Annotated in this window: 16 protein-coding genes; 6 read left to right on the forward strand and 10 right to left on the reverse strand. The window is 29.0% G+C overall.

What is annotated here, in order from left to right; all coding sequences use genetic code 11:
• Positions 1-4 precede the first annotated feature (4 nt).
• Entirely contained in the window at positions 5-1,117 is a 1,113-nt protein-coding gene (locus Q0881_RS05505; RefSeq protein ID WP_299157568.1) for an efflux RND transporter periplasmic adaptor subunit, read from the forward strand.
• A gap of 69 nt (positions 1,118-1,186) precedes the next feature.
• On the opposite strand, the gene gcvT is transcribed toward Q0881_RS05505, so the two are convergent.
• Positions 1,187-2,269: a glycine cleavage system aminomethyltransferase GcvT gene (gcvT, locus tag Q0881_RS05510; protein ID WP_299157570.1), complete on the reverse strand. Its 1,083-nt coding sequence runs from the start codon at positions 2,267-2,269 to the stop codon at positions 1,187-1,189.
• A gap of 164 nt (positions 2,270-2,433) precedes the next feature.
• Between gcvT and Q0881_RS05515 the strand changes: the two genes are divergently transcribed.
• From Q0881_RS05515 to Q0881_RS05525, 3 genes are read left to right on the forward strand one after another with little or no spacing between them, the layout of a single operon-like run.
• Complete coding sequence (locus Q0881_RS05515) at positions 2,434-4,056, forward strand: aminopeptidase P family protein (RefSeq protein WP_299157572.1); 1,623 nt, start codon at positions 2,434-2,436, stop codon at positions 4,054-4,056.
• On the forward strand, positions 4,056-4,601 hold the full coding sequence (locus tag Q0881_RS05520) for a TlpA disulfide reductase family protein (RefSeq protein WP_299157574.1): 546 nt from the start codon (positions 4,056-4,058) through the stop codon (positions 4,599-4,601). The genes Q0881_RS05515 and Q0881_RS05520 overlap by 1 nt, the downstream gene beginning before the upstream one ends.
• A gap of 30 nt (positions 4,602-4,631) precedes the next feature.
• The gene (locus Q0881_RS05525) at positions 4,632-4,850 is read left to right on the forward strand and encodes a VF530 family protein (protein ID WP_299157576.1); all 219 of its coding nucleotides are present in this window, start codon (positions 4,632-4,634) and stop codon (positions 4,848-4,850) included.
• Here Q0881_RS05525 and Q0881_RS05530 read toward each other — a convergent pair.
• Positions 4,847-5,698, reverse strand: a complete 852-nt coding sequence (locus Q0881_RS05530; RefSeq protein ID WP_299157578.1) for an alpha/beta hydrolase — start codon at positions 5,696-5,698, stop codon at positions 4,847-4,849. The genes Q0881_RS05525 and Q0881_RS05530 overlap by 4 nt on opposite strands.
• A gap of 57 nt (positions 5,699-5,755) precedes the next feature.
• Between Q0881_RS05530 and Q0881_RS05535 the strand changes: the two genes are divergently transcribed.
• The gene (locus tag Q0881_RS05535; protein WP_299157580.1) at positions 5,756-6,457 is read left to right on the forward strand and encodes a hypothetical protein; all 702 of its coding nucleotides are present in this window, start codon (positions 5,756-5,758) and stop codon (positions 6,455-6,457) included.
• A complete protein-coding gene (gene priA / locus Q0881_RS05540; protein WP_299157581.1) occupies positions 6,457-8,901 on the forward strand; it encodes a primosomal protein N' in 2,445 nt (814 codons plus the stop codon). Before Q0881_RS05535 ends, priA begins: the two co-directional genes overlap by 1 nt.
• A gap of 430 nt (positions 8,902-9,331) precedes the next feature.
• On the opposite strand, the gene Q0881_RS05545 is transcribed toward priA, so the two are convergent.
• The 8 genes from Q0881_RS05545 to Q0881_RS05580 form a co-directional block, all read right to left on the reverse strand.
• Positions 9,332-9,730, reverse strand: coding sequence for a hypothetical protein (locus tag Q0881_RS05545; RefSeq protein ID WP_299157582.1), 399 nt, complete (start codon positions 9,728-9,730; stop codon positions 9,332-9,334).
• A gap of 140 nt (positions 9,731-9,870) precedes the next feature.
• Complete coding sequence (locus tag Q0881_RS05550; protein ID WP_299157584.1) at positions 9,871-10,359, reverse strand: hypothetical protein; 489 nt, start codon at positions 10,357-10,359, stop codon at positions 9,871-9,873.
• 78 nt (positions 10,360-10,437) lie between these two features.
• A complete protein-coding gene (locus Q0881_RS05555) occupies positions 10,438-11,556 on the reverse strand; it encodes a hypothetical protein (protein ID WP_299157585.1) in 1,119 nt (372 codons plus the stop codon).
• Between the two features lie 8 nt (positions 11,557-11,564).
• On the reverse strand, positions 11,565-12,425 hold the full coding sequence (locus tag Q0881_RS05560; RefSeq protein ID WP_299157586.1) for a phosphatase PAP2 family protein: 861 nt from the start codon (positions 12,423-12,425) through the stop codon (positions 11,565-11,567).
• 74 nt (positions 12,426-12,499) lie between these two features.
• The gene (locus tag Q0881_RS05565; protein WP_299157587.1) at positions 12,500-12,754 is read right to left on the reverse strand and encodes a hypothetical protein; all 255 of its coding nucleotides are present in this window, start codon (positions 12,752-12,754) and stop codon (positions 12,500-12,502) included.
• On the reverse strand, positions 12,726-13,205 hold the full coding sequence (locus tag Q0881_RS05570; protein WP_299157588.1) for a hypothetical protein: 480 nt from the start codon (positions 13,203-13,205) through the stop codon (positions 12,726-12,728). The genes Q0881_RS05565 and Q0881_RS05570 overlap by 29 nt, the downstream gene beginning before the upstream one ends.
• Entirely contained in the window at positions 13,205-13,603 is a 399-nt protein-coding gene (locus Q0881_RS05575; protein ID WP_299157590.1) for a hypothetical protein, read from the reverse strand. Before Q0881_RS05575 ends, Q0881_RS05570 begins: the two co-directional genes overlap by 1 nt.
• A gap of 57 nt (positions 13,604-13,660) precedes the next feature.
• Entirely contained in the window at positions 13,661-14,392 is a 732-nt protein-coding gene (locus Q0881_RS05580; RefSeq protein WP_299157592.1) for a hypothetical protein, read from the reverse strand.
• Positions 14,393-14,660: the final 268 nt, after the last annotated feature.

The following is a 14,660-nucleotide window of genomic DNA, read 5'->3' on the forward strand; positions in this document are numbered from 1 at the left end:
AATCATGAGTAAAAGAGCAAAAATTATTTTAGGAATTGTTTTAGTACTATTTGTAGTAGCACTAGTTTGGTTCGGGAAAAAGAACAAAAAAAATATAGTAGAATTTGAAACAGAAAAACCGTTTAGAACAACAATTATTAAAAAAACGGTAGCAACTGGAAAAGTAATTCCTTTAGAAGAAGTAGAAATTAAACCTCAAATTGCCGGTATTGTTGATAAGATTTTGGTAGAAGAGGGAGCAATAGTTAAAGTAGGAGATTTAATAGCAACTGTTAGAGTTGTACCAAATGTAGCATCTTTAAATAGAGCAAATGGAAGTGTTAAAAATGCAAAACTTTCATTTGAAAATGCAAAAGTACAATTTGATAGAAATAAGAAATTATTTGATAGAGGCGTAATTTCTCGTCAGGCATTTGAAAATTCTGAATTGAATTTTAATAACGCAAGACAAGCATTATCTAATGCACGCTCAGATATGGATATCATTAAAAAAGGAACTACTTCTGGATTAGGAAATGCAGCAAATACTAGTATTAGAGCAACTACATCGGGTATGGTTGTTGAGATTCCTGTTAAAAAAGGATATCAGGTTACTCAAACTAACGATTTTAATGCTGGTACTACGATTGCTCGTATTGCAGATATGACTAAAATGATTTTTGAAGGGAAAGTTGATGAGTCTGAAGTAGGGAAATTAATAAAAGGAACAGATATTGAAGTTGCATTAGGTGCTATTGAAGATAAAAAATTCCCAGCAAAATTAAACTTCATTGCTCCTAAAGGAACTGAAGAAGGAGGAGCAGTACAATTTAAAATAAAAGCGGATGTAACTTTAGATGATAAATATTTTATTAGAGCAGGTTATAGTGCAAATGCAGATATTGTTTTAGAGAAAAAAGATAGTGTATTATCAATAAAAGAAGCATTGTTAAAGTTTGATAAGAAAACTGAGAAGCCTTATGTTGAAATTAAAGTTAGTGATGATAAATTTGAAAAAAGAGATATAAAACTTGGAACTTCTGACGGTGTTAATGTAGAAGTTTTAGGAGGGGTAACGAAAGATGATGAAATTAAAATTTGGAATAAAGCTTCAAAAGATAAAAAGAAGAATAGTTAATAAAAGAAGAAGTAGTAAAAAAAGCAGCTCATTTTGAGCTGCTTTTTTTATGTATAAATAGTAATTTAATTATCCTTTATAAAAAGGTAATTTAACCACCTTTGCAGGAATTTGTTTTTTACGTACTTGAATAAAAATTTCAGAATCTACTTTCGATAAGTCTTTGGTAACATAACCTAAACCAATTCCTTTACTTAAAGAAGGACTCATAGTACCAGAAGTAACTCTTCCTATTTTATCACCATCACTATTCACTATATCATAGCCTTGACGAGGAATACCGCGTTCAGTTAATTCAAAAGCAACTAGTTTTTTAGTAATACCAGCTTCTTTTTGCGCTTTTAAAGCTTCAGCGTTTACAAAGTCTTTTGTAAACTTAGTAATCCAGCCTAAACCAGCTTCAAGAGGAGAAGTAGTGTCGTCAATATCATTACCATATAAACAATATCCCATTTCTAAACGTAATGTATCACGTGCAGCTAATCCAATAGGTTTTATACCCCAATTAGCACCAGCTTCGAAAACTTTTTTCCAAACAGCTTCCACATCTTCGTTCTTAACATAAATTTCAAAACCTCCAGAACCAGTATATCCGGTAGCAGAAACAATTACATTTGGCAATCCAGCAAAATCGGTAATTTCAAATGTATAAAACTTAATAGTAGATAAATCTACAGAGGTTAACGATTGCATAGCTTCGGCAGCTTTAGGACCTTGAATAGCTAATAAAGACCATTCTTCTGAACGATTCTCCATTGCAACATTTAAATCATTGTGTTGAGAAATCCAATTCCAATCTTTTTCAATATTAGAAGCATTAACAACAAGCATATATTCAGTTTCACTAATCATATAAATGATTAAATCATCAACAATACCACCATCAGCATTAGGCATACAGCTATATTGTGCTTTTCCAGGCACTAATTTTGAAGCATCATTAGATGATATTTTTTGAATTAAAGCCAAAGCATTTTCTCCTTTTAAGAAAAATTCACCCATATGACTTACATCAAAAACACCAACTCCTTTTCTTACAGTTTCGTGTTCAATGTTTACACCTTCATATTGTACAGGCATGTTATAACCAGCAAAAGGAACTAATTTAGCACCTAAAGCTTCATGAATATGTGTTAAAGCAGTATTTTTCATTTTAAAATTGTTTGTTTTAAAGTATCGCTAAAGTATTGAAAAATTGAGAAACAAATAGTCAGATTCTGTTTAATATTTCAATGAATTATTACCTAAAAATATGTTAATATTTTCTTATTATAAATGAAAGAATGTTACATTTGAGAATCAATAAAAGCTAAAAAATGTTTAAAAGAATACTATTTGTTTGTTTATTAGGAGTACTAAATACTGTAACTGCACAAACACCTACAGATTATTTATCCGCAGATTTTCATAAGAACAGAAGAGAGGTTCTACGATCTAAAATGCCTAAGAATTCTGTTACAATAGTATTTGCAAACCCAATAAGAAATAGAGCAAATGATGTAGATTATGTTTTTCATCAAGACCCAAATTTTTATTATTTAACTGGGTATCGTGAACCAAATGCTGTTTTAGTATTATTTTCTGAGAATCAAACAGATGATAAAGGGAATACTTATAATGAAATATTATATGTTCAAAAAAATGACCCTAGAGCAGAACTGTGGAATGGAAAGCGATTAGGAATAGAAGGAACAAAAAAAGAGTTAGGTTTTAAAGTTGCTAAAAATGCAGAGGATTTTATTTCAGATGAATTAAACTTTAAAAATTTTGATCAAATTTTTATAGAAAAGTTCAAAGATGACTATAGAAATTCAGAAAGAAATAAAGCTGAAGTTTACGATTTAGTAAATACTTTTAAAAGTAAATCAGGATACAATCCATCATCATTTTTATCAAAAGAAAAGAAATACGTATACGAATTAATAAAATCTACACCAGTAGAGAATAGTGCTAATGTAGCTCAAATAATAGGAAAAGCGATTACATATTATCCTAGTTTTAAAAGAGATAAACTATTGATGGGGTATAAAAACGCTACAAATAATAAATTAAAAAAAGAGTTTCAACAAAAAGCGGAGTTAAAATTGAATGAGAAATCTAATATTGATATTCAGTTTTTATCTACTCGAATGGCAGAAATGCGAGAAATAAAAACTCCAGAAGAAATGAAATTGTTAACAAAAGCAATTCGTATTTCGGCTATAGGCCAAGTTGAAATGATGAAAGCGATGAAGTCTGAAATGTCTGAAACAGAAATTCAAGGAATTCATGAGTTTGTATATAAAAAGTATGGTGCAGAATATGAAGGATATCCATCTATCGTAGGAGCAGGGAATAATGGTTGTATTTTACATTATATAGAAAACAATAAAACGAAGGTTAATAATGAGTTAGTTTTAATGGATTTAGGTGCGGAATATAGAGGGTATACAGCCGATGTTACTCGTACAATTCCTGCTAATGGGAAGTTTTCTCCAGAGCAAAAAGCTATTTATAATATTGTTTTAAAAGCACAAAATGCTGGTATAGCAGTTTCTAAAGCAGGAAATCAATTTTGGCAACCAGGTCAAGAAGCAAAACAAGTAATAAATCAAGGGCTGTTAGATTTAGGAATTATTAAGTCGTTAGATGAAAAACATATGTATTTCCCTCATGGAACGTCGCACCATATTGGATTAGATGTACATGATCCAGGAACTTATGGGAAGTTTCAAGAAAATATGGTTATAACTGTAGAGCCAGGTATTTATATTCCAGAAGGAAGTAAATGTGATAAAAAATGGTGGGGAATAGCCGTTCGTATAGAAGACGACATTTTAATTACAAAAGATACTCCAGTAAATTTATCAAACGAAGCGCCAAGAACAGTGAAGGCAATAGAAGAGATGATGGCAAAGAAAAGTGTGTTAAACGATTTTGTATTGCCTAGTTTGGACTAATGAAGTTTACTAAAAAGACAATTTATAATAGTGTATTTGTTGTTATAATAGGTTTGCTATTATATCCGCCTACTAAGGTGTATTTTATTCGATTAATTTCTTTTTCTCCATCAACAATTAAAGTTGAAAAGAGAGAGCAATTAACTAGTTATAACTGGAATTTAAAAGGATTAAATACCGCAAGTATAGATTTTAATCAGGTAAAAAATAAAGTTGTTTTTGTTAGTTTTTGGGCTACTTGGTGTCCTCCATGTAGAGCAGAAATGCCAAATATTCAAGAATTGTACAATGATTATAAAGATAAGGTTGAATTTGTTTTTGTAAGTAGTGAAGATTGGAGTGTTATTTCTGATTTCTATAAAAAAAATAACTATAGGTTGCCAACCTATAATCCGCTAAGTAAAAGACCAGAACAGTTTAATAGCGAAACAATACCAGCAACTTTTATTGTAGATAAAAAAGGTGCTATTGTTATGGAGAAAAAAGGGCCTGCAAATTGGAATAGTGCAAAAGTTAGAAGTTTATTGGATACATTAATCAAGTAGAATCTTTACTTTTACAGCTTTAAATAGAATATGAGCCAAGAACAACCAAACAACCCACTACACGGAATAAAATTAGCAACCATGCTAGAAGAATTATATTTAGAATATGGTTGGGAAGAATTAGGAGATATTTTAAAGATTAATGCTTTTAGAAATAATCCTACTTATAAATCAGGTTTAAAATTTTTAAGAACAACGCCTTGGGCTAGAGCTAAAGTTGAGAAATTGTATTTAGATTTTATAAGCTAGCTTAGTATCAATTTACTCCATCCTTCAGGAGTTTCTAACATAGGAAAATGTCCTGTATTTTCTAACCAAAGCAATTCGTTGTTGGGTATTTCTTTTTGTAATTGTTCACCAATTGCCTTTACAGCAATAGGATCGTGGGTAGCCCAAACAATTTTTGTAGGGATTTTAGTTTTTGTCAATCCACCAATCCAACGATTCCAAAAGAAGTAACGCTCGTTAATATAATTACTTAGTAAGTGAATAACATTTCGTCCGTTATTATAGTTTATTTGAAACCACATTTCATTTAATTCTTCTTGAGTAACTTTCTTAGCATCAAAGTATATTTTTTTAATGTTGCTATTAAAAATCGCTTGATTCGCCAATTTAGCAACCCATTTACCCGTTAATTTATTTTTTAATAATTTTTGAATGGTTCTTAGTTTAGCCAATTCAATATGCATGCTTCCATTGCATAAAATTAGTTTATCAATCGTAATTTTTAATTGATTCTGATTATTTCTCGCAACGATTTCAGTAGCTACACTAGTACCATAATCGTGTGCCAAAAGTGTTATACTTTTTAAGCCTAGTTTTTCCCATACTAATAAAGCCATATCAGCTTGTTCAATTAATGAATAGGAATAGTTTAAAGGTTTATCAGAAAAACCAAAACCTAAATGATCGTGAATAATAACTCTGTACTTTTTAGTTAAAAAGGGTAGTGCTTTATAGTAATCAAAAGAAGAGGTAGGATAGCCGTGTAAAATAACCAAGGTGTCGTTAGAAGTCCCTTCATCTATTACAAAAACTTGCTGATTATTAATGGTTAAGAATTTTCCTTTGTTTTTCCATGCTGATGAAGTCATAAATACACTAATTTTTCTGTTTACAATGTAGTGATTTTTGTGTAGTTTTGATATTAGATGAAAAAGCTTTTAACATATATAATTCCTATTTTATTAGTAGTGATAATTTCTTGTTCAAAAACTCCAAAAGAAAGAGTTTTAACAATGAAAGATATTTTCCCTACTCAAAAAAATACAGATTCAACTTTTGTTTTTTCTTTTGATACAATACATGGTTTTAAAGATTCTCCTGAGAAATGCAAGTATTATGAAGAAATAGCAAGTAAAAATCAATTTATTAGGTTAAATAATAAAGATTTACCTATAAATATAAACCTAGTTATTTCTTGTCATTTACCTACATTTTGCCCTAAAGATAGAAATACGATTTGGTTAGAAGGTAATTTTAAGGATGATAAAACTTTCTTTAATGAAAAAGAGGTTTTAAAAGTTAAGGTTTTAGAAAAATACTTACATAAAGAGTTTTTAAACTTTGGAAAAGACCCTATGCATTGCGAAAACCCTAATAAAAACTTAATTATTATTAGATATCGTAATTTTGAGAAAAAATCAAAAGAAAGAATATCTAAAGCACTAGATACAATTTCAGTTTCTTATTTTAATTTTATTAATAGTTTTCAAAAACAAAATATAGATTCTTTAAAGAAAGTATATCCTCTTCAAATATTATTAGAACCAGATTTTAGATATTTTGATAAGAATGGAAATATTATTTATCAAAAACCTCCACTTCCTTCACCTATAGAAATAATAGAGTAATGTCATATTTCATCGACGTCATATTACCCATTCCACTGCAAAAAACGTTTACCTATTCGGTAACAGAAGCAGAGTTTTCATTTCTTAAAAAAGGAATGCGGGTAGCGGTATCTTTTGGAAAAAGTAAAATTTATACAGCTTTGGTGTTCAATATTCATCAAAATGCACCAGAGTTGTATGAAGCAAAAGATATTCAGCAAATATTAGACGATCAACCTATTGTAAATGAGCGTCAATTAAAACATTGGCAATGGATTTCTAATTATTATTTATGCTCATTAGGAGATGTATATAGAGCTGCATTGCCTTCTGCTTTTTTATTAGAGAGTGAAACTATAATTTATAAAAATGAAGACTTTACTGATGAATCTGTTTTAACAGATGAAGAGTTTTTAATTTTTGAAGCCTTACAACATCATTCTCAACTAACAATTCATCAAGTAGTTAATATTCTTGGAAAGAAAACAGTATTGCCTATAATTAATGGCTTGATAGAAAAAAGCGCTGTTTATATTAAAGAAGAAATTTACGAGACATATAAACCAAAATTGGTAAAATATGTCCGTTTGAATGCTGTTTACAATTCTAACGAGGCACTTCAAGGTTTATTAGAAGAACTTTCAAGAGCAAAAAAACAACGAGAAGCTGTTCTTATATATTTTCAGTTAGCAACTTCTAAAAAGCCTATAAAAGCTAAAGATTTAGAAGAAAAATCTGGAGTTTCATCTGCTGTTTTAAAAGCATTGGTAGACAAAGATATTTTTGAGTTTTATCAAATTCAAACTGATAGAATTAGCTTTCAAGGAGAAACCAATCAAATAAAAGCATTGAATGAGTTTCAAGAACAAGCTTTTAATGAAGTTAAAACTAGTTTCGAAACACAAAATGTTACCTTATTGCACGGAGTTACAGGTTCTGGTAAAACAGAAATTTATGTAAAACTGATAAAAGAGGTTATTGCAGAAGGAAAACAAGTGTTGTTTTTGTTACCTGAAATAGCATTAACCACACAAATAATAACTCGTTTACAAAACTATTTTGGAAACTTTATATCTGTATTTCATTCAAAATATTCAATGAATGAGCGTGTTGAAGTTTGGAATAATGTATTAGAGAATAAGCCCAAAGCACAAATAATTTTAGGAGCACGTTCTTCTGGTTTTTTACCTTTTTCAAACTTAGGTTTAATTGTTGTCGATGAAGAACATGAATCTTCATATAAACAATTTGAACCTTCACCGAGATATAATGCACGTGATGCTGCGGTAGTTTTAGGGCATTTACACAATGCAAAAGTATTGTTAGGATCGGCAACACCTTCGTTAGAAAGTTACTACAATGCAAAACAAAATAAATATGGTTTTGTTGAATTAAATCGACGTTTTGGAAATATTCAATTACCCAAAATTGAATTGATTGATGTGAAAGAAAAACATCGAAAGAAGGAAATGAAAGGTCATTTTTCTGATCGTTTGCTAAAAATGATTAACGAGGCATTGGAAGAAAAAGAGCAAGTAATTTTGTTTCAAAATAGAAGAGGATTTTCTCCTGTGGTAGAGTGTACTACTTGTGGGGTTTCTCCGCAGTGTCCTAATTGCGATGTTAGTTTAACATTTCATAAGTTTCGAAAAGAATTAAAGTGTCATTATTGTCATTACCAACGTGCAATGCCTAATAATTGTGGCGCTTGCGGTAGTACTACTTTAGATACGAAAGGTTTTGGTACTGAACAAATAGAATTGGAGCTAAAAGAACTATTTCCAAACCATAATATCGGGCGAATGGATTTAGATACCACTCGTGGTAAATATGGATATCAAAAAATAATTGGGGCTTTTGAAGCGCAAGAAATAGATATTTTAGTGGGTACTCAAATGCTTTCTAAAGGATTAGATTTTGAAAATGTATCGTTAGTTGGTGTTTTAAATGCCGATTCCATGTTAAATTTTCCTGATTTTAGAGCACATGAACGTGCGTACCAGTTAATGGTGCAAGTGTCGGGTAGGGCAGGACGAACTAAGAAACAAGGGAATGTAGCGATACAGACTTACAATCCATATCATCAAATATTACAACAAGTTTCTACAACGAATTATACCGAAATGTATAAAGAGCAGCTGCAAGATCGTTGGCAATTTCATTATCCACCTTATTATAGGCTGATTAAAATTACTTTAAAGCATAAAGATTATACGAGGGTAGATAGTGGTATTAATTGGTTAGCGAAGTCGCTACAAAATGTATTTGGAGAAAATGTATTAGGACCAACAGCACCAGCAGTTTCACGTATTAGAAATCAGTATATTAAAAACTTGGTTATAAAAATCCCACCAAAGCAATCCTTAGGTAAAACGAAAGAACAATTAGTAAAAGTTAGAAATACCTTTGAAGCTGTAAAAGATTTTAGACCTATTCGTTTTATTATTGATGTAGATGCTTATTAAAGTTTCACTAACGGTTCGACTATTAGTATAGTACGTAGCCGAGAATTCACGAACTTCGTATAGTCATGAGCCATAAACTTTTCGGTTTTGTTTTATATTGTTAGTTTTAAAACCTAAATTATTTATAGGTTTTGTTAACTGTAGTTTTTTGTTTTCCATAAAATTTAATGAGAAACTTACCAAATATAAAATATAGAGAAAGTACAGTAATTCCTTCTATTAAATAACTATTATTTAATAGGTCTTTATATCCATAGTTGAAATAGAATAATAAGCAGCAAAGGAAAAATTGAAGAATGGCTTAGACAATATTTCCTTTAGGTCTATATCCAAATAATCCAAGGAAATAAGTTTTAGTAAGCCCGAAAATTAGATGTGGCATAGCATTCATTAATAACGCACCAATGATGAAGTCGACAATATTCATTGTTTAGTTAATATTGTTTAATTCATTAATTCTATCATTTATAGCTTTAATTTTTATTTTTTGTTCTTTAGTACGTATTTCAGTTTTTTCAAAAATGTGACCATCAGGCCAGATTAATTTAGCCTTAATGGCTTCGTTTTTTAAATTCAAATGAAATTTTTCATCTATTTTTTCAAAAGCAAAAATTCTCCATTTAGCAATAAATAATGACCAAACTAACCATCCAGAAATGAATGAAACAACTAAACAAATTAACATTATTGGTTTTGAAATAATATCAATTTTGTTTAAATAATATGAAAGTCCCATAAGACCAAACATGACTAACATCACAGGAAAATTAATGAAAAATTGCCCTTTATTTAAAACATTATAGAATTCTATTTTTTCTTCTCTGGTCATTTTTATTTATTTCAGTTAATTTTGATAATTACTGCCAACGTTTTGTGTACGATTACACTATTTTCACCAAAAGTAATTAAAAATTACTAGTTTTGGCTTTGAGCGAGTACATTCAAAAATAACTTAGACTAAGCAATTAATTATACATTTTGTTGTATGTTTTTTAATTCAGAGTGAATTTTATTTAGTATAATATCTTTGTTTTCATGCCCAGCTGTAGAAATTTTAATTTTTGATTTCTCGTCTGATATCCAGAAATAATTAATGAATGAAAACCAAGAAACAGGCACGTGTTTTATTTCCGAGATTTTTATTTCTTTTAATTCCATTGTGGTTTTCGTGTTTTCTTTTGATAGTACTACATGGCTAAACATTATTTTTTCATTCTCATAATCCAAAGTAATACTCTCTAAATGATTTCTATAATTATGTATGAGAGCTTCTCCCAATTTTAAAATACCAAGGATCAAAATAAAAATCAAAATTTCCTTAATTTCGGGTTTTGTCCAGCTCAAAAAACTTTTGAAAAAACTAAATATAAGAGCTGAAATAGGTACACTTATAAGCATACTCTTTAAAAGCCTATTGTATTTAATTTTATTTTTTTTATTTTCAAAAAGTGTTTTCATAGAAATTAGATACAATTTTTATATGAATGAGAATCCGTTTTAATATTATCAATATTCATTGCAAATAAAGTAATCTATTTACAAAATCTTTTCAAAAATTCGATACTTTTTATAAATTTCATGCTCCATACGTTCCATCACAGCACGCATTTTTTTGTTGTCTTCTAATATTAAATGACTGTCTAAAACTGTTAATCCGTTTTCTTTAGCTGATTTGTACATAGACTGCGCCATTAAAGCTATTAAACCCGAATTTTGTAGTTCTTCACTAACACAACCTAATAATAAATTCAATTGATTGGTTTGTTTAAAGGCTTTAAGGATATAAATAAATCCAAACGGAAATAGTTTTCCATTGGCTTTTTTAAAGCCATTGCTTATGTCGGGCATAGCTACTACAAAAGCGACAACTTTACTTTTATCGTCTACCACAATTTTTATGTATTGTGGCTTTAGTAAAGGCAAAAAACGTTCAGAAAATTCTTTAGATTCAATATCTTCTAAAGGAGCAAAACCATAAATATCTTTATATGTGGCATTGATTAAATCGAAAACAGGTTTTACATACGGTCTCACATGTTTCGACTTTTTAAACTCTAAAACTTTAAATCCTCTTCTTTTAACTCTATCGGCAATTTTAGTATAGATTTCTGGAGTTTTTTCGGGTATTTGTGCTCTGTATTGAAATATATCTAACTTCTTTTTAAAACCGTTTCTTTTGGTATGAGAAATCATATATTCAAAGCTTGGGTTGGTAACCATCACCGTCATAGGATCATTAAAACCTTCTAGTAAAAAACCTTGTGGATCTTTATCTGAAAAGCCTAAAGGACCAACAATAGTATTCATTCCCTTTTCTTGTCCCCATTTTTCAACAGCAGATATTAGGGAGTCGTACACTTTAGCGTCGTCATAGCATTCTAAAAAGCAAAAACGAACATTTTTCTCATTATTACCGGTATTGTAAGTATGGTTTATTATTCCCATAACTCTACCAACAATTTCATTATTCTTTTCTGCTAAAAGTATGAGCGTATCGCAATGTTTAAATGAATGATTCTTTGTTTTATCAAACACTTTCCATTCATCAGAAATTAATGGTGGTAACCATTCTTTATGGTTTTTGTGAATTTTAAAAGGAAGCTGTATGAATGTTTTTAAATCCTTTTTGGATTTAACTTCTTTCAGTTGAATCATGTGATAAATTAAAGTTTGATTTCTTTATTTAAAAAGGGAATTTTATATAAAACTGATGCTAAATATAAGATAATTGGTGCAATTAGTATTCCGCCAATAACATCAACGGCATAATGAGCTTTTATATATACGGTAGAAAAGATTAAAATTATTACAAACGGAATAGCAATTTTAAATACTAATTGCGCTCTTTTTCTAAGTAAAAGTAAAATGATAATTGAAATTCCTACGTGCGAACTTGGAAATGCTGCTGTGGGTTGTTCTGCATTGGCTTGTATAAAATGCATTATTTTATCGAAAACAAATGCTACGGGCAAATCTTTTTCTGGTGAAGGAAAATAAAATTGTGGACCCGCTGCGGGAACTATTCCAAAAAACAAATAAAACAGTAGCATGGATGCCGAAAATTTAAAAATTAAAGCTGTAGTTTCTTTTGTAAGCTTATAATAGACAACTATTACAAAGCCTGTAATTAGTAAATAGAATGAAAAGTACCCAAAGTACATTAACTCGCTAAAAAGTTTGTTAGAAAAGTATTCTGAAAAGACTAAACTGGGTTGGAATCCAAATAGATATTGATCTAAATCGATTAATTTTTGATCTAAATTACCCCAAATAAACTTATTGTAAAATACGGTTTCCGAATAAAAATACCCACTTATTATTACAGGATATATGTTTCTGATTAATTCTAAAATGGAATTCTTTAGTTTACTATTTAGATAGATGATTCCTAAAACTACCAGAACAATAATTCCTCTAGTACCTAATAATTCTAAAGATTTTGGGGATTGATTCCAAGAAATTAATAAGAGGATGGTTGTTATGAGTACATAACCAAAAAATAGATAATCAATTTTTTTTAACACTAAGCTAATTTTTGGTTACTAATATATTATAATTTTCTAATAGTTAGAATTTTGTTTGTTTTTTAGGAAATTTATTAATGTTGTTTTATTTCGAAGCTTCGTAAATAATTCCCCAGTAATTCTGTCAAGTTTTCTTTATCGTCCAAATTATAATATTCATCATCTAATTTGTCTAACACTTGTTCAATTTTTTTATTCTCCCAATACTTATTTTTAGTAATAAAGCCAAACAAATTTGATTTTGGTTTTTTATGTTTTTTTAATATGTCTAATGAAGATCTTAATATTTCTAAAGTTAAATCAGCTCCAATTCCGAACAGCTTTTTCATCTGGTTCTATATCCCAAAATCTTTTTCCAATAACAACTTCTATTTGATTCCAAATAATATCAGCAGTATCTTCTGAGCTTTCTTCTATGGCAAGTATTTTACCTTCATCTTGTATTCTATTATCTTCTACTTCTAAAATGGAACGTTTTTCAATTCCATTTTCACAATAATTTAGATTAAAAACCATTGAAGTTTCTGAAAGAGCAAAGGTTAAGGTATGATCATTTTTTAAAGGAAAAGACTCGGAACATTTATCTATATTAATAAACATTAAAGTCCCTTTTTCTGAAAAATATACATCACAAATACCATCTTCTGTCCAATTTGAAGAAGCTGTTTCAAAATCAATTTCAGATTGTTTTTCTAAATTCCAACCTAACTCTTTTTGTAGTTGACTAAAATCATTTTCATAGTTTTTGTTTATTGCTAAACCAGATATGTTAAATCCCATTATTTTCCTTTCAATTTTTTATTAAAAGATTTATTTTTTGCTAATATTTTCTTCTGCGAATTACCTCTAATTATAAATGAAATACCTGTTGTTAAAATTATGACACCAAATAAAAGAGATATGAGTAATAATACAAGAATTCCAGATATAGTTAAGAATATCCCATAATTGATGTTTTTTGCAGGATTTAAAGAACCATTTTGACTTCTTGATGTTCCAGCTGCATCAAGTTTCATTTTAAGTTTTCGTTCGGCTTCTTTTTCATCTTTTGTGAAAAAATCACAAATGTTTTCAAAATTAGGTTTTTGATTAGTTAGGCTACAAATCAGTCCATTTTTAAAGTCAACTATTCTATTTTCACAAATAGTACAATATTCTAATCTCTCTTTTGAAGTCATGTTTTTTATTTTATTAAATATTGGTTAAGTACCTAAATTCATATTAATTGTAGCCAATTATTTTTTTAATTCAATTTTCCTAATATCAAACTTTTCAGGTAAATTTTTAAAGTCAGTTTCCGTGATTATATATTCTCCATTAAAATTTTCCTCAAATTTTATTTTATACTTTTTGATTGAATATGAAAAACCAGTATCAAACAATCCAGCACCTTCAGGTTTCAAAGTATTAGTAGCTGAACTGTAATTACTTAATTCAACTCCTTTTGTTAATTCCTCATTTAATTCAGCGAATTCTTTTCCTTCTGGCTTTACACCACCAATTGTATGAGAATAACCACCATTTTCATTATCTGTTTTATTAGATTCGTTACTTATCAACTGTTCAAGAATAAGATATTGTTGACCATCAGATTCTGTTGTTCTTAACCAAAGTCCATTTTCCATTGGTAATTTGGGAAGAACTTTTACTTTAATAATTTCAGTTGTATATTTTTTACCGTTAAATTCGAAATCAAAAGGTCCAACTTCATATTTTTTTGCTTTTTCGAAAATAATTACCCTTTCAAAATTATCTGATTGCATTCCGAAAATTGAGGATGAACGAGTGAGATCGATATTTTTTCCTAACTCTTTTTTGAAGTAATCAGTCAAAAAGTCAACATTTATAGAAAAAGTAACGCTTTGTCCAACTCTAGGCTCAGGATTATCTATTTCAATTTTTAGTTTTTTCTGTCCAATTGTATTTAATGAACAAAAAAATAAAAGTAAAAAGGTGATGTTTTTCATGTGTTTTTTCTAATTAGCTACAATTTGTTTATATGCGGAATTTTATTCTTATTATTTACCTGATTTAGTTAACTACTCGGAATCATAATACTTTAAAAGTAAGTTTATTTATATTCTCACTTATAAAACAATATTCCTAATAACAGATAAAATATAGTGTACTAAAATCCGCGCAATTTTTTTATTTCAAATATAATAAAATGTAGAATACAGGAATTGTATTTTTTATTAAATGAATAGTATTTTTTAGTAGTGCAACGAATACAGT

It is taken from the genome of uncultured Tenacibaculum sp. (genome assembly GCF_947494125.1).
Lineage (GTDB): Bacteria > Bacteroidota > Bacteroidia > Flavobacteriales > Flavobacteriaceae > Polaribacter.

Coding starts and splice junctions, on each gene's coding strand:
- Q0881_RS05505 (WP_299157568.1), top strand. CDS start 5: ATGAGTAAAAGAGCAAAAATTATTTTAGGAATTGTTTTAGTACTATTT.
- gcvT (WP_299157570.1), bottom strand. CDS start 2,269: ATGAAAAATACTGCTTTAACACATATTCATGAAGCTTTAGGTGCTAAA.
- Q0881_RS05515 (WP_299157572.1), top strand. CDS start 2,434: ATGTTTAAAAGAATACTATTTGTTTGTTTATTAGGAGTACTAAATACT.
- Q0881_RS05520 (WP_299157574.1), top strand. CDS start 4,056: ATGAAGTTTACTAAAAAGACAATTTATAATAGTGTATTTGTTGTTATA.
- Q0881_RS05525 (WP_299157576.1), top strand. CDS start 4,632: ATGAGCCAAGAACAACCAAACAACCCACTACACGGAATAAAATTAGCA.
- Q0881_RS05530 (WP_299157578.1), bottom strand. CDS start 5,698: ATGACTTCATCAGCATGGAAAAACAAAGGAAAATTCTTAACCATTAAT.
- Q0881_RS05535 (WP_299157580.1), top strand. CDS start 5,756: ATGAAAAAGCTTTTAACATATATAATTCCTATTTTATTAGTAGTGATA.
- priA (WP_299157581.1), top strand. CDS start 6,457: ATGTCATATTTCATCGACGTCATATTACCCATTCCACTGCAAAAAACG.
- Q0881_RS05545 (WP_299157582.1), bottom strand. CDS start 9,730: ATGACCAGAGAAGAAAAAATAGAATTCTATAATGTTTTAAATAAAGGG.
- Q0881_RS05550 (WP_299157584.1), bottom strand. CDS start 10,359: ATGAAAACACTTTTTGAAAATAAAAAAAATAAAATTAAATACAATAGG.
- Q0881_RS05555 (WP_299157585.1), bottom strand. CDS start 11,556: ATGATTCAACTGAAAGAAGTTAAATCCAAAAAGGATTTAAAAACATTC.
- Q0881_RS05565 (WP_299157587.1), bottom strand. CDS start 12,754: ATGAAAAAGCTGTTCGGAATTGGAGCTGATTTAACTTTAGAAATATTA.
- Q0881_RS05570 (WP_299157588.1), bottom strand. CDS start 13,205: ATGGGATTTAACATATCTGGTTTAGCAATAAACAAAAACTATGAAAAT.
- Q0881_RS05575 (WP_299157590.1), bottom strand. CDS start 13,603: ATGACTTCAAAAGAGAGATTAGAATATTGTACTATTTGTGAAAATAGA.
- Q0881_RS05580 (WP_299157592.1), bottom strand. CDS start 14,392: ATGAAAAACATCACCTTTTTACTTTTATTTTTTTGTTCATTAAATACA.